Below are 16,944 nucleotides of genomic sequence, written 5' to 3'. Positions count from 1 at the left end.
GGGTGGGGAATTTCAGTGATCAACTCCGGGGATTTTCAATGACCATCAACACCGTTGCTATGATCATCGATTGCCGAGTTGAGTATGCGTTCAGCGCAGCGGCAACAGTTACGGGTTGGCTGTGGGAGCCCGATGTTCTGAAAGGGGGCCTTGGTGGCACGTGTCATCGACCGACCAGCCTTCACAATGACCGTTGGTTGGTTGCTGGTGGCCGGGACCGTCCTAAGCGTCCCGCTCGGCATGCTCGCTGTCTTCTCGCTGGAGCCCGAAGAGGGTACCGGTGTGGACAGCGCGATGTCTCATCTGATAGCGGATGGCGGCATATTCGTTGCTCTCGCGTTCCTGCTGGGGATGATCGGTATGGAACGTGTACTCCAAGACGGGAAGAGCACCGTTTATCTCAGGCAAGCGGGCCTGGTCGTGTTAACCCTCGGCCTCATTGCGGAGGCGATATCGTGGACATTCTCTCACCTCCTGACAGCGCACTTTGACCGGGAACAGGCTTCCGGTACGTCTGAACTGTTCACCTCAGAGGGCACCCTGCTGATCTCCTTCGGGGTCTCGTTCGCATTGATCGGGGTGGGACTGTTCGCGCTGGGAACGATGGACGTTCGCTTGTTGGGACCGGACCGGGCGTTGGCCACCGCTCTCGGAGTGGTCCCGGGCATCCTTGGTGCGTGCCTCCTGCTGATCGCACTAGTGGGTGGCGGGGATTTGATCGGCTTGTATCAGTTCGGAAGCGGTGTCCTGCTGCTACAGACCATCTGGGTGTTCTTGATCGGGTTGGCCTTCATTCGGACCAAGCAGCCGGCCGACACGGGTCAAGAGACGGTAGGACAGCCGAGGAGTTGAAGCAGCGACGCGGTGAGGCCGAGCCCTGCCGCCCGGCGCGCCAGAGGACAGAGGGGATCAAACCACCACCACGCAGTGCGCTGTGTCCATCGCCCAGCTATACGCTTTGTATGGTTTGAATCATACAGTTCAGGACGATTCTGGGCTCCAGTTTGATAGCGTAGTGCATTAGTGATGAGGTGGTATCACTAGTCCGCGTACATCAACCGGATGGCATCGGTCAGGTAGGTGCGAGCCTTGTCGGTGAGGCGCTTCCAGCCGTACGTGTCGAGGACGTAGCGCATCAGCTCCTCGTGAGTGGCGCCCGGATGCATGTCGAGCCGGCGCTCCATCAGGGCCACCACCTCGTTGAGCGGCACTTCGTAGAGGTCGCGGTCTCCGATCTCGCGGACCACTACGGGGGCGCTCCCGGGTACCCGGAGAACGCGCTGCGACTCGCTGCCTCCCGGGCTGCCAAGCTCGTCGATCTGTACCTGGTTCTGGTCGAGCAGGCGGTTGACGGCCTGGGTGAGCTTGGACCTGGCCAGCTTGGTGACCCGCGTGGAGCCCGATCCCCGTATGTAGACCTTGTAGGCCCGGTCGGTCGTGACCGGTCCCTCCGTCTCGATGATCCTCCGCAGTCCGGGGACGGACCCGAACGGATGGGTGGCACTGGGGTGGGGAAGCCCGTCCTCCGCCCACTCGGTGTAGGGAAGCAGCGGCTGGGAGGCCGGGTGCGGTCCGCTACGCCGGCGCGCGGCACCGGTCGGGGAAGTTGAGGACGGTACTCCGGAACCACCGCCACTCGAGACCGGGCTGACCGGGGCCTCGCCCCTCAGTACGCGGGCCACGTCCTTCACGACGCTCTCCTGCGTACGGACCTGGGCTTCTGCGGCCCACCCGGCGATGTGCGGCGTGAGTACCACCTGATCGAGCGCCAGCAGCGGGCTGCCGGGAGCGAGCGGCTCCTCCTCGTACACGTCGAGGCCGGCGCCGGCGATCACTCCGTCGCGCAGAGCGGCCACCAGCGCCGCCTCGTCGAGGATGGGACCCCGGGCCGTGTTGATCAGGTAGGCGGTGGGTTGCATGGCGGCGAGCTCGTCCGCGCCGATGAGGTGCCAGGTCTCGTCGGTGAGGGGGACATGGACGGAGACGAAGTCGCTGCCGGCGAGCAACCCGGCCAGGTCGACGGGTGTCACGCCGGCCTCCTCGATAGCGTCCGGGGTCACGTAGGGGTCGCAAGCCTGGACCGCCATCCCGAACCCCAGGGCCCGCTGGGCCAGACGCCGCCCGATGGCGCCGAAGCCGATGATGCCCAGGGACTTGCCCTCCATCTCGACTCCCATGAACCGCCACGGAGGGCTGCGGTCCCCTGCCACGAGGGCCGTATGGGACGCCACCACGTTGCGAGCCAGGCACAGCATCAAGGCCATGGCGTGGTCGGCGACCGCGGCGGCCTGGGCCCCGGCCGCGTTCACGACCTTGACACCGCAGCCCGTGGTCGCCGGGAGGTCCACCTGGTCCATGCCGATGCCGATCCGGCCGATGACCTTGAGGCGCCGGCAACGCTCCAGAACGTCTCTCGTGAGCCGGCCGGGGAACAGCTGGTAGACGATCGCGTCGGCATGGCGCACCGCCGCCAGGAGGTCCTCCGGCGCGGTGACAGGAACCGTCCTAACCGTCCCGACCCCCTCGAGGGCCCGGCGCGAGGCAGGCGTCAACTCCACCCGGTCGAGGAAGACGATGTCATTTTCCATCAGCCGGTGGAGTGTACCGATGGCAGCCTGGTCCGTCGGCAGAGCGAGGAGGACCATGTGGTATCAATCTGGTATCATAATGCCATGGCCATGACCCTTCGCCTGACCGAAGACGAGCACACGGCGCTGCAGGAACGCGCCGCGACTGAGGGGATCTCCATGCAGGAGGCTGCGCGGCGGGCTGTCAGGGACTACGTCCTGAGGGGACAGCATCGAGAACGGGTGTCCGCCGCTGCCCGGCGCGTGATGGAGGCCCACGCCGACGCGCTCAGACGCCTGGGTGAATGAACCGTCCGGTCGTCTATCTCGACCTCGAGGACCTCTTGTACCTGGCCGGGATGCTGCTGGGGAACCCACCGCCCGTTCGTGAGGTGGGCCTGCTCGGCGCCGCGGTAGCGCGGCCCCAAACGACCGTATTCGGCGATGAAGCGTATCCGGACCTCTGGACAAAGGCCGGGGCCCTTCTGCAGTCGATCGTGAAGGGACATCCGCTGGTGGATGGGAACAAACGCCTCGGTTGGCTGGCCACCGCCACGTTCCTGGAGATAAACGGTGTCGCCGTGACAGCGATCCCGAACGACGATGTCTACGAATTCTTGGTGGCCACGGCCTCAGGCTCGGACGATGTCGATCGGTTAGCAGCGGGCCTTCGGCGACTAGTTGCGTCGATCTGAGCCGGCCTCGGGCTTTGCTCGTACCCGGCCCACGGGAGGGTGGATCACACGGGCGAGCGTTCAGGGTTCAGCCTGGATGATGGCAGGGGATCGGGCACGGATCGTATTTGTTCGCTTTATCGGAAGAAACCCGTACCGAACAATTGTGTGGCTCAGGCGTGTTGACTCAACCGAGATCCGGGCGGTAGCCGCCGGTCAGCCGACCACCGATGGCAGCCAGAGGACGGTGGCGGGGAACACCATAACCAGGATGAGCGCCACGCCCTGGAGGGCCATGAAGGGAAGGGCGCCCCGGTGGATGTCGAGCGTCTTGACCTCGGGTGGAGCCACGCTCTGGAGGTAGAACAGGGAGAACCCGACCGGCGGTGAGATGAAGGCCATGTTGAGGTTGATGGCGATCATCACCGTGAACCAGATCATCAGGGAAGGAAGGGTCTCGAAGGGCGTTTCCCCCAGCTCGTGAAGCACCCGGATCGCCGGGACGAAGATCGGCATGACGATGAAGGTGATCTCGATGAACTCCAGGTTGATGCCGAGCAGGAACACCGCGATGTTGGCGATGATGATGAATCCCCAGAAACCGCCCGGCAGGCCGGTGAGTATCTCCTGGGCCAGCCGCTGGCCTCCGAGCTGGTCGAAGACCAGCTGGAAGAAGGTCGAGCAGAACAGGATCATCAGCACCAGACCGGTGATGTGGGCGGTCGAACGGGTGGCGCCTGCCAGAACCGGCATCTTCATGTTCCGGTTCAGGGCGGCCAGGACAACCGCGGCGGTGGCCCCCACCGCGCCGGCCTCGGTCGGCGTGGCGATTCCCGTGAAGATCGACCCGAGCACGGCCAGGATCAGGAGGAGGATGGGCACCACCGCGATCAGCAACTCGCCCACCAGGGCCAGGCCGCGGATAGTGCGCGCCTCCTCGGGAAGGGCCGGCGCCACCCCCTCCTTGGTGTAGGCCTTGAAGATCACCCAGAGGCCGTAGATGGTGGCCAGCATCAACCCGGGGACCATCGCCCCCAGGAACAGGTCGCCCACCGATACACCTACCACCTGGGCCAGCAGGATCAGGACCAGCGAGGGCGGGAGCAACTGGGCCAGGGTGCCCGAGGCGGTGATGAGGCCGGTGGCGAGCCGGTGGTCGTACCCGTAGCGCACCATGGTGGGAAGGGACAGGAGGCCCATGACGATCACGGTGGCCGCCACCACGCCGGTGGCCGCCGCCAGCATGGCTCCGACTATCACCACGGTCAGCCCCAGACCTCCCTTGAGCCGGCCCAGCGCCATCCCGATGGTGGTGAGCATGCGCTCCGCCAGCCCCGATTTCTCGAGGATCGCCCCCATGAACACGAAGAAGGGCACCGCCAGCAGCGTGAAGTTGTCCACCGCCTTGAACCAGCGGCTGAACAGGATGATCAGGCGGTTCAGGTCGAACTCGCCCAAGAGGAGGCCGATGGCCCCGAAGATGACGGCCGTACCGGCGAACGAGAAGGCCACCGGGTAGCCCACCAGCAACAGCACCAGGAAGACGGCGAACATGATCATGGCGATCCATTCCGCGCCCATTACTCGATCCTCAGCGGCGCGTCAGAGCGCCTTTCCCGTATGCCGATCTCCCTGCCGGTCAGGCGAGCCGCAAGCCGGATGAGGGTGGCGATCGTCTGGAGGCCCAGCAACAGGAAAGCCGCCAGGATCATCGCCTTGAGCGGCGCCCGCGGCAGGCCACCCGGATCGGGCGAGACCTCCCAGATGCGCCAGGAGTCCAGTACCGGCTTGTATGACACCCAAACGGCCAGGGTGACGAAAGGCGCCAGGGCGACCAGGTGGCCGACCAGGTCGATCCTGGTCTTCACCCTCTCGGAACGTTCGGCATACCAGAAGTCGACCCGCACGTTCCCGTCGTGACGCAGCAGGTAGGGGAACATGAGGAGGAAGAGGACTCCGTATATGTACCACTGCGCCTCGATCCACGTGTTGTTCACCAACTGGGTCTCGGTATAGCGCCCGACGTAGCGCAGGAAGACATTGAGGAAACCTACCGGGATGAGGATCGCCACCAGCACCCGGGCGATCCATCCGCAACTCTCGGTGAGGGTGTCGGCCACCACTACCACAGTCCGGGCGATCGCGTCCAGAAAGGCACCGATCGCTTGCACGCTAGACCGTCACTCCGGAGGCTGTTGGCCGTTGGTATGCCACTGGGCAGAACCCTACCCGCACCACTGCCGGGGCGCGCCGCGAGGCAGCCGGATCACACCGTGGCGTTGGTGCCGACCACCGCGATGAACAGCCCGAACAACCCCAGCAGGACTACGCCGTGGGAGCGTCCCAGACGGGATCGGGTAGCGGCCATGATCCCCACCGCAACTCCGATCACCATCATCATGACGTGCTCCCAGACTCGTCGCTCCCCGATCGGGCCGGCGCCCACCATCCCGGCCACCCCGACCACCAGGAAGGAGTTGAAGAGGTTGGACCCCAGGAGGTTGCCGATCACCAGTTCGTTGGCCTTCCGCCGGGCGGCGGCCACCGCGGTCACCAGCTCGGGCAGGCTGGTTCCCAGGGCGAAGATGGTGGCGCCCACGAACCCCCCGGCCAGCCCGTAGACATCGGCCACCTGGCTGCCTCCCTCGACAAGGAGCCAGGCCCCCGCCACGATCCCCACTATCGACATGGAGGCGCGTCCGATCTCCGGCGCCGCCTTGTCGCCGGTCCCTTCGATCATCTCGTCGAATACAGAGCCGGGGGACGTGACGGCTACCCGGGCCTTGACGTCGTGCCTGGACCAGGCGAGCAGGCACACCGTGGCGATGGCCATGCCCGACACCAGCAGGACGCCTTCCCACCGGGCCAGCGTGTCATCCCAGGCAGCGGCCATCATCGCCGCCATGGCGACCAGCGTGATAATCCCCTCGCGGCGGATGGTCCGCAACTGCCCGACCACCGGCGAGATGACCGCGCTGACTCCTAGCACCAGCGACAGGTTGGCGGCGTTGGAACCCACCACGTTGCCCACCGACTCGGCCAACTCCCCCCGGACCGCCGCCACCGCGCTCACCACCATCTCCGGGGCGGAGGTGCCGAAGCCGATCACGAGGGCTCCGACCAGCACCGGCGAGACCCCCCAGATGTGGGCCAGACGGGCCGCCGCCACCACGAACGGATCTGCGGACAGCCAGAGCAGGACGATGCCGGCGGCGATTAGAGCTAGACCCAGCCAGAGCACCGGCAGAGCCTACCGAGCCGGGAAGCACCACTACCGTATGGTGACCTGAAGCCTCGCCATCGGAGCGAGCCCGCAGTTCACCGGGAACGATCATGCCGGATGTTTTCATAGTTGACGCCTGCCGGACCCCGATGGGTCGCCTGGGTGGTCAACTGGCTGCAGTCCGGCCCGACGATCTGGCCGCCCACGTGATCCGCTCGCTCTTGGAGCGTAACCCGGGCCTTACCCCCGAGATGGTCGGGGACGTGGTCTGGGGCGCGGCCAACCAGGCCGGAGAGGACAACCGCAACGTTGGCCGGATGGCGGCGCTCCTGGGCGGCCTCGGTATCGAGACGCCCGGCCAGACCGTGAACCGGCTGTGCGGTTCGAGCCTTCAGGCGGTGATTACCGCCTCCCACTCGCTCATGGCGGGATGGGGAGATGTGATGATCGCAGGGGGCTCCGAGTCGATGAGCCGGGCGCCCTTCGTGGTGACCAAGCCGGAGCGGGCCTACGGGGTGGGAGCCCCGCAGATGGTCGACACCGTACTGGGATGGCGGCTGATCAACCGCCGGATGCAGGCCGCCTACCCGCCGCTCAGCCTGGGCGAGACCGCCGAGACGGTGGCCTCGGCCTACGGCGTCACCCGCCACCAACAGGACAGCTTCTCGCTGACCAGCCACCGGAGGGCGGTCGCCGCACAGGAGTCGGGCCTTTTCGACGCCGAGATCGTTCCCATCGAGGCGCCCGCCGGGCCCAAGGGGCGAACTATGGCGCTGATCGAACATGATGAGGGCCCGAGACCGGATACCTCCCTGGAAGCCCTGGCCAGGCTCCGGCCCGTCTTCGTCGAGGGAGGCACGGTCACAGCCGGCAATTCATCCCCGATGAACGACGGGGCCGCCGGCCTGATCCTCGCAACGGCCGCCGGGCTGGAGCGGACCGGGCTGGCCCCGATGGCCCGCCTGGTGTCGTCGGCGGCGGCCGGGGTGCACCCGGACGTGATGGGGATCGGCCCGGTTCCGGCCTCCCGCATGGCGCTGGCGCGAGCCGGCCTTAACGTGTCCGACCTCGACCTGGTGGAACTGAACGAAGCCTTCGCCGCCCAGGCCGTGGCCTGCCGCGATGAGTTGGGCCTGGATCCGGACCGGATCAACGTCAACGGCGGGGCCATAGCCCTGGGCCACCCGCTCGGGTGCTCGGGCGCGCGCATCGTCACGACCCTGGTGCACGAACTGGCCCGCCGCCGGGGGCGCTATGGCCTGGCAACGATGTGCATAGGAGTCGGCCAGGGAATCGCTCTCGTCGTCGAGCGGGCGTAGAAGGGCATTGGACTTACCGTTACCCCTACCCCCAACCGCGGAGAACGCGAAAATCGCCGGAACACACCCCACCCGGCGGGCCCGGCCCCCAGCCACCACCTCCTTCGGTCCGAGCGCGACCCGCCATCCCCGTACTGGGTCGCTCCCGACTGATCCCTGATCCGGTCCCTCCGACGTCGAAAAGCGAGAGCCCGGTGGTGTTTGTGACTGCCGGGCAGTATGCGGCGGGATGCCGGCGGTTTCAACCCCCTTGTCGGGCGGCGTTGCAAGTGTCCCGCCAGTCAAGCCAGTCGGGGACTGCCGACAGGTCGTAGCGGGGGCCGTTGATCGACAGCGTTATCAGGGTGGCCCCGGCCGCCAGGAGTCCGTCGGCGCGGTGGATGTCCCGCGGATCCTCGACCTCGATCGCCCGCTCCACCTCGGCCGGGTCACGTCCTGCCTCGCGGCACCACTTGTCAAGGATTCGGTTCTTGCGGGTGAGCGTCTCGGGACCGCCGAAGCCGTGCCAGATGTCGGCGTAACGACCTGCGAGCCGCAGGGTGTGCTTCTCGCCCATGCCGCCGATCAGCATGGGAATATCCCGCACCGGGGGAGGGTTGAGGAGCCGGAGGCGCTTGGTGATGCGGTACAGACCGGATTCGAAGTCCCGGAGCCGGGTCCCGCCGGTGCCGAACGGGTACTCGTATTCGCTGTAGTCCTTCTCGCACCATCCTGCGCCGAGGCCCAGGACGAGGCGACCCTCGCTGATGTGGTCCACGGTGCGGGCCATGTCGGCCAGCAGGTGGGCATTGCGGTAGGAGTAGCAGGTGACCAGGGCGCCGATCTCGACCCGCTCGGTCACCTCGGCGAACGAGGCGAGCATGGTCCAGCACTCGAAGTGCTTGCCGTCCGGATCCCCGTACAGAGGGAAGAAGTGGTCCCAGTTGAACACCATGTCCACGCCCATCTCCTCGGCCCGGACGGCGGCCGCCCTGATGTCCCGGTAGTCGCCGTGTTGGGGGCGGATCTGCACCGAGATCCTGACGGGATGGCTCATGTCTTCTCTCCGGCTGCCTAGAGGGGTGGAACGCCGGCCGGCCGGTCGCCGAACTCGGGGTTTTCGGTGCGGGTCCGTTTCAGCTCCCAGAAGCCTGGTACGGCAGTGACGGCAACCAGACCGTCCCAGAGCCGCAAAGAGTCGTTGCGGTCCGGCACCCGGGTGATCACGGGGCCGAACATCCCGACCCGGTCACCCCGGGCATCCTCCATGGCGATGATCGGAGTGCCCACGTCATCGCCCACCAGCGCGAGCCCGGCATCCATGCGGCGGCGGATCTCCCCGTCCCACGAGCCGTCACCGAAGGCCCGGGCATGGCCGCGGTCGATGCCGATGGCCGCCAACGCCTCGGCCACGTCGAAGTCGAACAGGTTCTCGTCGTTGTGGATGTGGGTGCCGAACGCCCAGTAGGCGCGGAACACGCCCTCGTTGCCCAACTCGGTTCTCACCGACTCCATCACTCGCAACATGCCGTGCGTCCGGGAGGTCGTCCGGTGCCGGTCGGAGCCCGGTTCCGGAGCGTTCTTGAACATCAGGCTGATCGGTTCCCACTCCACCCGCACGTCCCTGTCCGGAGTTACCTCGTCGACGACCCACCGGGCCGTCACCCAGCACCACGGTCAGAGCGGGTCAACCCAGAATGAAATATCCATAGCCTGTTTCCTCTCCCTGTGTCGGTCCTGACGTTACTCCGGAAGAGCCCCGGCCATCGCGCCCGTCTCGCGCTCCCTCATCTTCACCAGGGCCGACAGGCGCTCCAGCTTCTGCTCCACGGCCTTGGCGGCATGGGGGAGAGGGTTCTCGGCCAGGAAGGCCGCCACGTCGGCGGCCACCTCGGGATGGGATAGGGCCGGGAAGCCGTCCGCCATTCGGGACTGGGTCATCGGCGGGGCGATCTCGAGGATGCCATGCCAGCGATCCTTGAACCTCGACCAGGCATAGCGACCGGTGACCCGGTTGGCCAGCATCCGGGCCAGCACCCAGCTGGTGTCCTGGCTGCGGACGGTGCGGTCCGTGATGAGCTCGAAGGTGCGATCCACGGCGTCCTCGTCATCGAACGAAGCCAGCGCCCGCAGGTGCTTGAGGGACTCCTGGGGGTTGCGCACGGTCCGGTACCGGTCGAGGAACCTCTCGTAGGTGTCGGCGTCCCCGTGCGCCGCGCAGACCGAGATGACGGCCCCCGCCACCTCGGGATCCACCGAAGTGGCGTCGGCAAGCCGCTGCTCGTAGACGCTCCGGGCCTGCTCGACCACCTCGGGGAGGTTGGCCAGCCGGCCCAGTGCGTCGATCACCCGCCCGCGGAGGCGGCGCTCCAGGTCGGTCTCCTCGTCGGCGGGTGCCCATCCCAGCCGATCGGCCAGAGGGGCGAGGAGCCCGGCCACCCACCCTTCGTAGCGGGGCCGGGCGCCGTCAGTGACCAGATGGTGCCCGATGGCGCCGATGGCGCCCAGCAAGGCTCCCCAGACCGCCTGTTCGCGCTCGTCCCCGAAGGCAGAGGCCAGGCTCACGAAACGGGACACTCCGGATCGTCCGGACTCGACGAAGGTCCAGGCGTCGTCCACCAGCACGAACCTCTCCACCGGATCCAGCAGGTGGAGCCGGCCGACGAGCGCTTCCAGCAACGGCTCCTCGTATCGCGACCGGTAGAACCCGTGCCCGCCGGCGTTGGCGATCACCCAATCAACCGGTCCGCCCAGCGGGACCGTGATCCGCGATCCTTCCACCAGGACGCTGGTCTCGAACGGGTGTCCGCCCGCCATCCCTCGTAGCCGGACCGGAACCTTCCACGTGCGGGTATCGGCAGGATCGGGGATCAGCAGGAAGCGGCTCTGCTCCAGGGAGATGCCGCCATCGGTGATCCCGACGGTCAACTGCGGGTAACCGCCCTGGAGTATCCAGGTGTCCATGATCTCGCCCACCGGGCGACCCGAGGACTCGTCCAGGCTCTCCCACAGGTCGCTCGTCTCGGTGTTGCCGTAGGCGTGGCGGCGCAGGTAGTTCTCGACCCCGGCTCGGAACGGCTCCTCGCCCAGGTACTGCTCCATCATCCGGAGCACGGCCGAGCCCTTGCCGTAGGTGATGCCGTCGAACATCCCCTCCGCCTGGGCGGGAGAACGCACCTCGAACTCCACCGGCCTCGTTCCGGCCAGCTCGTCGGTCTTGAACGCCCAGGGACGCTCGGCCGCCGCGAACTCCAGCCAGCGCTTCCACTCGGGACGGAAGGCATCGACGGCCTTCATCTCCATGAACGTGGCGAAGGCCTCGTTGAGCCAGATGCCGTTCCACCACTTCATCGTGACCAGATCCCCGAACCACATGTGGGCCAGTTCGTGCCCGATCACGTCCAGGATCCGCATCTTCTCCGCCGAGGTGGCTATCTCCTCGTCGACCAGTAGGACCGATTCCCGGTAGGTGATGCATCCCAGGTTCTCCATGGCGCCGAAGGCGAAGTCGGGGATTGCCACCATGTCCACCTTGTCGCCCGGGTACGGGATGCCGTAGTAGGTGGCCAGGTAGTCGAGGCAGAACCGGCTGCACTCCAGCGCGTACCCGGTCAGGCGCATCTTGCCCCTGGGCGCCACGATACGGAGCGGCACCCCGTTCACATCGATCAGCGCGGTTGCCTCGAAGGGACCCACCACGAAGGCCACCAGATACGTAGACATCACGATGGTGTCGGCGAAGGTGATCGCCACCCGGCCGTCGCCGAGGGGCGCCCGCTCGACCTCGGCGCCGTTCGAGACCGCCATCAGGTCCTCCGGCACCACCAGGGTGACCCCGAAGGAGGCCTTGAAGTCCGGCTCGTCCCAGCACGGGAAGGCGCGGCGGGCATCGGTGGCCTCGAACTGGGTGGTGGCTATGACCTGTTCGTTTCCCTCCTCATCGTCGAACGTGGACCGGTAGAAGCCCCGGAGCTGATCGTTCAGGATGCCCGTGAACCGGCAGCGGAGCTCCCATCGGCCGGCCGATAGCGGCTCGGAGACCCGGAGGGTGGCCCGCTGCCGTTCGTCGTCGTACTCGACCTCGGCCTCGGCGCGGGCGTCTCCACGGACGAATCGAGCCTGATCGATCTGCAGCTCGGCGGCGTTGAGCACCACATGATCGGTAGCCTCGACCACGTCCAGGGTCACCACCTCGGACCCGGCGAAGGTGGCGGTATCGAGGTCGGGCTCCATCCGCAATCGGTAGTGGCGGGGGACCACTCGGCGGGGCAACCGGTAGGAGGGTTCGGTCATCATGACTCCATGGCTCGGGAATCCGGGAGGGAGATGCCCGAACTCGATACGATCCGATCCATGTACCAGCCCGGCATCGCCGCCATGTTAAGCAGCACCGAGATCGTGCCCGACGCAGCGGCCGCCCCGTTCTCCGGTGGTCGGCGGTGAAGGGGAGTGGTCTGCTCGCTCTCGAGCCCATCCTCGTCCCCAAGCCGTGGGGCGGGCGCCGGCTGGCAGGGCTCGGCAAGCCCCTGCCGCGTCATCTGCCCGCCGGCACCACCTACGGGGAGTCCTGGGAGGTGGCCGACCTGCCCGACGATGCCCTGGTGGCATCCGCCACAGGCCGGACGTTGGTGGCGAGCGGCCCCCATCGCGGCAAGAGCCTACGGCGGCTGATCGCGGAGTCGGGGTCCGAGCTGCTGGGCTCCGCCTCGCCCACCTCCGCAGGCGACTTCCCCCTCCTGCTCAAGCTGCTCGATACCGCCGAACACCTCTCGATCCAGGTCCATCCCGACGAGAAGTACGCCGGCCGGCGCCGTGAATGGTTCTCGAAGACAGAGTCCTGGTACGTGATTGACGCCGAACCCGGGGCCGCCATCTTCAAGGGCTTGCGTACCGGAGTCACGTTGGATGACGTCCGGGCGGCAGCGGGAACGCCCGCTTTGGCCGGGCTCCTGCAGAGAATCTTCGTGAAACGGGGGGACTTCCACCATCTTCCGGCCGGGACGGTGCACGCCCTCGGCGCCGGCGTAACCGTTGCCGAGGTCCAGACCCCGTCGGATACGACCTTCCGCCTCTACGACTGGACGGAGGAGTACCGGCGTCCCGAGCGTCTGCTCCATGTCGAGGACGCCCTCGGGGCGTTGGTCCCCGGGCACCGGCCGGTCCCCTCGACCCCGGCGGCGGACAGTGCCGGGAGCCGCATCCTGGTAACCACGCCTCACTACTGGATCAGGGAACATTGCCTCGCTGCAGGGGACCGAGCGGCGCTCGTCCGGGAGCCGGAGTTGCGGATCCTGATGGTCACCGGCGGATCGGTCTCCGTCGGGAACGGGAAGGCTCCGCTCACCGGGGTCCCCGCCGGAGGCACCACTCTGATCCCTGCCGGAAGTGCGCTCTCAGCGGTGGTCACACCCGAGGAGAGAACCACCCTCCTGGAGATCGGCCTGGTGGCGGCCGGCTAGCGGCGATTCCCCTTTGACGCCCGGCCGGATGGCCGAAGCCGAGCCCTGGACCGATCCGCGTCTCGTGCTACCGGGCGCCCGGCCGCGTCCAGTCGGTGTGGAAGAACTCCCCGCGGGGGCGGTCGACCCGTTCATAGGTATGAGCGCCGAAATAGTCCCGCTGGGCCTGGATGAGGTTGGCCGGAAGTCGCTTCGACCGGTAGGAGTCGTAGAACGCCAGGGCCGAGGCGTATGCCGGAACCGGTAGCCCGACCTGGACGGCTGTGGCGACCACGCGCCGCCACCCGGCTTCGGCCTTGCCCAGCGCGTCGGCGAAGAAGCGGTCCAGGATGAGGTTGGGCAGGTCGGGCCGCCTCCGGTAGGCGGCGGTGATGTCGTCCAGGAAGGCCGCCTTGATGATGCATCCCTCGCGCCAGAGCTGGGCGATCCTTCCGTAGTCGAGATTCCAGCCGTACTCGGAGGCGGCGGCGCCGAGCAGCATGAAGCCCTGGGCGTAGGACACGATCTTCGAGGCGTACAGGGCGTCGTGGATGTCGTCGACGAAGTCGGCGCCCAATCCGTCGGCCTGTTTCACCCCCGAGCCCACCCGTTCCGCCGCCTCGAACCGCTGATCCCGCAGCGAGGACACCACCCGGGCGTACACAGCCTCGGCCACCAGGGTCAACGGGTAGCCGAGGTCGAGCGAGGAAATCACCGCCCACTTACCCGTCCCCTTCTGGCCGGCGGCGTCCAGGATCCGATCGAGCGTGGGCTCGCCGTTCCCGTCCGTGTGGCCGAGGATGTCGGCGGTGATGTTGACCAGGTAGGAGTCGAGCAGGCCCCGCCCCCAGGTCCGGAACACCCCGGCCATCTCCTCGCAGGTCATGCCCAGCACCACTCGCATGAGGTGATACGCCTCGGCGATAACCTGCATGTCCCCGTACTCGATGCCGTTGTGGACCATCTTGGTGTAGTGGCCCGAGCCGTCCGGGCCCACCCAGTCGCAGCACGGTGTCCCGTCCGCCACCTTGGCGGCGATGGCCTGGAGCACGCCCTTCACCTCCGGCCAGGCCGCCTCGTAGCCGCCCGGCATGATGGACGGGCCGTTGCGGGCGCCCTCCTCGCCCCCGGATACGCCCGCACCCACGAACGACAGCCCCCGTTCCCGGAGATCGCTCACCCGCCGTGCCGAGTCCTCGAAGTGGGAGTTGCCGCCGTCGATGACGATGTCCCCCTCATCCAGCAGCGGGACCAATCCCTCGAGGACGGCGTCCACCGCCCGCCCGGCCTTGACCATCACCATCACCCGGCGGGGCCTCGTGAGTCGCCCCACAAACTCCTCCAGGGTCTCGGCCCCGATCACGGCGGCGCCGGCGGCCGGGCCGTTGACGAATTCGGTTGTTCGACTAGTGGTCCGGTTGTAGACGGCCACGGTGTACCCGTGATCGGCCATGTTCAGCACCAGGTTCTGGCCCATGACGGCCAGCCCGATCAATCCGATGTCAGCGGTTCTCACGTCTCCCCTCGGGTAAGCAGGCCCGAATCTACCGACATTTTCCGTATCCGCCCGATCCGATGCCGCCGCCGATCCGGTTCTGGCCTTACCCGCCAGGAAGCGAGATCGAGCGTCCGGTCCGCGACCTGCTGGCCCGCCTCGGCGCTGCCGTACCCTAGGGGGAGTGGGCACTCACCTCGGCATCGACATCGGCGGGAGCGGCATTAAGGGCGCCCCGATCGACGTGCTGTCCGGCGCGCTCACGGCGGATCGGCGCCGTATCCCCACCCCGCAGCCCGCGCTGGTCGAACCGGTGTCGCGGACCCTCCGCGAGATCGTGGGCTCCTTCCCCGGCGTGACCGGTCCGGTCGGATGCGCGTTCCCCGGGATCGTCATCGCGGACCGGATCTATTCGGCCGCCAACCTCGACGCCGGCTGGATCGGAGTCGATGCCGGAGCGCGGTTCTCGGAGGCCTGCGGGCGGCCGGTGGTGATGATCAACGACGCCGACGCGGCGGGCCTGGCGGAGGCCCGGTTCGGCGCGGCGGCCGGGCGGTCGGGGGTGGTCCTGGTGCTCACGCTGGGGACCGGCATCGGCTCGGCCCTGCTGAACGACGGCCGGCTGGTTCCCAACACCGAACTGGGCCACCTCGAGCTGGGCGGTGAGGCCATCGAGAAACGTGCCTCCAACCGGGCGCGCAAGACGCAGGGACTCTCGCTCGATGAGTGGACGGAGCGGCTCAACCAGTACCTGGCCCACCTGGACCGGCTCCTCTCTCCCGATCTGGTGGTGATCGGCGGGGGTATCTCGAAGCGCTTCAAGAAGTTCGGCCCCCGCCTGCGTTCCCGGGCCGAGGTGGTGCCCGCCGCGCTGCGCAACAACGCCGGCATGGTTGGTGCGGCGCTGTGGGCCGCCGGGTAGCGGCTCGCTCAGCCGACCGCGGAGAAGCGCCGGTAGCGTCCGGCCCGGTCGGGAGGCAGCCGGACACTGACCAGGGTGCCCTCCGCCCTATGGTCCTCGGTCAGCACTTCCGCCTCGCGGCGGAGTTCCCCCAGGACGGATCCCTCGGTGTAGGGAATCACCAGGTCGATCTCCAGGAAGCCCCGGGTCAGCACGCCGGCGATCCGGTCCGCCAGCTCCTCGAGGCCGGTGGCCTCCGCAGCCGAGACGAGCACTGCGTCCGGATACAGCTGCTCGAAGCGAGAGATACCGGTCCTGTCGGCTGAGTCGGACTTGTTGAGCACCAGGAGCTCGGGGATCTGGCCGGCCCCGATCGAGCCGAGTACCTCCCTCACCGCCGAGATCTGGCCGGGCGCACCGGGTTCGGCAACGTCCACCACGTGTAGCAGCAGGTCGGACTGGACCGTCTCCTGGAGGGTGGAACGGAATGCCTCGACCAGTTGATGGGGCAGCCTGCGGACGAAGCCCACCGTGTCGGACAGCAACACCTGGCGCCCGGTGGGGAGCTCGAGTCGGCGGGTGGTCGAGTCGAGGGTGGAGAACAGGCGGTCCCGGGTGAGCACTCCGGCTCCGGTGAGGGCGTTCAACAGCGTGGACTTGCCTGCGTTGGTGTATCCGACCAGCGAGACCAGGGGGATGGCCGAACCGGTGCGTGTCTTGCGCTGGGCCTCCCGGACGGTCTGGACGTCCTTCAGGCGCTTTTCCACATAGGTGATGCGCTGCCGGATCCGCCGCCGGTCGGTCTCCAGCTTGGTCTCGCCGGGTCCCCTGGTCCCGATGCCTCCACCGAGCCGGCTCAGTGCGGTCCCCTTCCCGCGTAGCCGGGGCAGGTGGTAGCGGAGGAGGGCCGACTCCACCTGGAGCATGCCCTCCCGGCTGGTCGCGTGCTGAGCGAAGATGTCCAGGATCACGGCTACCCGATCGACCACGTCGCACTCGAAGACCTGCTGGAGGTTGCGCTGCTGGCCAGGTGTCAGGTCGTTGTCGAACACCACCACGTCCACGTCCAGGGCCTGGGCGTCTCGAGCCAGGTCGGCGGCCTGGCCCGGACCGATCAGGGTGGCGGCGTGCGGGGTGCGGCGCCGGACCGGCGCGGTCGCCACCGGGGTCGATCCGGCCGTATCCGTCAGGAGGACCAGCTCCTCGAGTGACCGATCGACGTCGCCGATGCCGGCCCCGTCGAAGTCGACGCTGATGAGGTAGGCCTTCTGCCGGGCGACCTCGAGGTCGGTGACGGTGGCGGTGAGGCGCCGTCCCCGGCGGCCTTCGGAGATCATGCCCGCCTACC

15 protein-coding genes are annotated in these 16,944 nt (G+C 67.6%); 6 read left to right on the top strand and 9 right to left on the bottom strand.

Annotated features, from left to right (window positions below; genetic code table 11):
• The first annotated feature begins 186 nt into the window (after positions 1 to 186).
• Complete coding sequence (locus tag OXK16_08860; GenBank protein ID MDE0376056.1) at positions 187 to 852, top strand: hypothetical protein; 666 nt, start codon at positions 187 to 189, stop codon at positions 850 to 852.
• Between the two features lie 188 nt (positions 853 to 1,040).
• Here the strand turns inward: OXK16_08860 and OXK16_08855 are convergent, their stop codons facing one another.
• Entirely contained in the window at positions 1,041 to 2,645 is a 1,605-nt protein-coding gene (locus tag OXK16_08855) for a hydroxyacid dehydrogenase (GenBank protein MDE0376055.1), read from the bottom strand.
• 27 nt (positions 2,646 to 2,672) lie between these two features.
• Between OXK16_08855 and OXK16_08850 the strand changes: the two genes are divergently transcribed.
• Entirely contained in the window at positions 2,673 to 2,876 is a 204-nt protein-coding gene (locus OXK16_08850; protein MDE0376054.1) for a ribbon-helix-helix protein, CopG family, read from the top strand.
• On the top strand, positions 2,873 to 3,262 hold the full coding sequence (locus OXK16_08845) for a Fic family protein (GenBank protein ID MDE0376053.1): 390 nt from the start codon (positions 2,873 to 2,875) through the stop codon (positions 3,260 to 3,262). Before OXK16_08850 ends, OXK16_08845 begins: the two co-directional genes overlap by 4 nt.
• Before the next feature lie 195 nt (positions 3,263 to 3,457).
• Here OXK16_08845 and OXK16_08840 read toward each other — a convergent pair whose 3' ends face one another.
• The 3 genes from OXK16_08840 to OXK16_08830 form a co-directional block, all read right to left on the bottom strand.
• Positions 3,458 to 4,822 carry a TRAP transporter large permease subunit gene (locus OXK16_08840; GenBank protein ID MDE0376052.1) on the bottom strand — a complete coding sequence of 455 codons (1,365 nt, stop codon included), beginning with the start codon at positions 4,820 to 4,822 and terminating at the stop codon, positions 3,458 to 3,460.
• Positions 4,822 to 5,412, bottom strand: a complete 591-nt coding sequence (locus OXK16_08835) for a TRAP transporter small permease subunit (protein ID MDE0376051.1) — start codon at positions 5,410 to 5,412, stop codon at positions 4,822 to 4,824. Before OXK16_08835 ends, OXK16_08840 begins: the two co-directional genes overlap by 1 nt.
• Before the next feature lie 95 nt (positions 5,413 to 5,507).
• Positions 5,508 to 6,482: a sodium:calcium antiporter gene (locus OXK16_08830; protein MDE0376050.1), complete on the bottom strand. Its 975-nt coding sequence runs from the start codon at positions 6,480 to 6,482 to the stop codon at positions 5,508 to 5,510.
• Between the two features lie 92 nt (positions 6,483 to 6,574).
• Here OXK16_08830 and OXK16_08825 point away from each other — a divergent pair, with 92 nt between their 5' ends.
• Positions 6,575 to 7,783, top strand: a complete 1,209-nt coding sequence (locus OXK16_08825; protein MDE0376049.1) for a thiolase family protein — start codon at positions 6,575 to 6,577, stop codon at positions 7,781 to 7,783.
• Between the two features lie 241 nt (positions 7,784 to 8,024).
• On the opposite strand, the gene OXK16_08820 is transcribed toward OXK16_08825, so the two are convergent.
• The 3 genes from OXK16_08820 to OXK16_08810 all read right to left on the bottom strand — a co-directional run bounded on the left by OXK16_08820 (position 8,025) and on the right by OXK16_08810 (position 12,055).
• Positions 8,025 to 8,819, bottom strand: coding sequence for an LLM class F420-dependent oxidoreductase (locus OXK16_08820; GenBank protein MDE0376048.1), 795 nt, complete (start codon positions 8,817 to 8,819; stop codon positions 8,025 to 8,027).
• 17 nt (positions 8,820 to 8,836) lie between these two features.
• Entirely contained in the window at positions 8,837 to 9,427 is a 591-nt protein-coding gene (locus OXK16_08815) for a disulfide bond formation protein DsbA (protein MDE0376047.1), read from the bottom strand.
• A gap of 78 nt (positions 9,428 to 9,505) precedes the next feature.
• On the bottom strand, positions 9,506 to 12,055 hold the full coding sequence (locus OXK16_08810) for a M1 family metallopeptidase (GenBank protein ID MDE0376046.1): 2,550 nt from the start codon (positions 12,053 to 12,055) through the stop codon (positions 9,506 to 9,508).
• A 146-nt stretch (positions 12,056 to 12,201) separates the two neighbouring features.
• On the opposite strand from OXK16_08810, the gene OXK16_08805 reads away from it, so the two are divergent.
• Positions 12,202 to 13,221, top strand: a complete 1,020-nt coding sequence (locus tag OXK16_08805; GenBank protein ID MDE0376045.1) for a class I mannose-6-phosphate isomerase — start codon at positions 12,202 to 12,204, stop codon at positions 13,219 to 13,221.
• A gap of 67 nt (positions 13,222 to 13,288) precedes the next feature.
• On the opposite strand, the gene gnd is transcribed toward OXK16_08805, so the two are convergent.
• A complete protein-coding gene (gene gnd / locus OXK16_08800; protein MDE0376044.1) occupies positions 13,289 to 14,716 on the bottom strand; it encodes a decarboxylating NADP(+)-dependent phosphogluconate dehydrogenase in 1,428 nt (475 codons plus the stop codon).
• Between the two features lie 163 nt (positions 14,717 to 14,879).
• Here gnd and OXK16_08795 point away from each other — a divergent pair, with 163 nt between their 5' ends.
• The gene (locus tag OXK16_08795) at positions 14,880 to 15,617 is read left to right on the top strand and encodes an ROK family protein (GenBank protein MDE0376043.1); all 738 of its coding nucleotides are present in this window, start codon (positions 14,880 to 14,882) and stop codon (positions 15,615 to 15,617) included.
• An 8-nt stretch (positions 15,618 to 15,625) separates the two neighbouring features.
• Here the strand turns inward: OXK16_08795 and hflX are convergent, their stop codons facing one another.
• Positions 15,626 to 16,933 (bottom strand): GTPase HflX, encoded by a 1,308-nt coding sequence (gene hflX, locus OXK16_08790; GenBank protein MDE0376042.1) that lies wholly within the window; start codon positions 16,931 to 16,933, stop codon positions 15,626 to 15,628.
• Positions 16,934 to 16,944: the final 11 nt, after the last annotated feature.

This window comes from bacterium, assembly GCA_028821235.1.
Lineage (GTDB): Bacteria > Actinomycetota > Acidimicrobiia > Spongiisociales > Spongiisociaceae > Spongiisocius.
Note: the sequence above shows the minus strand (reverse complement) of the source record. Positions and strands in the feature narration are given on the sequence as shown.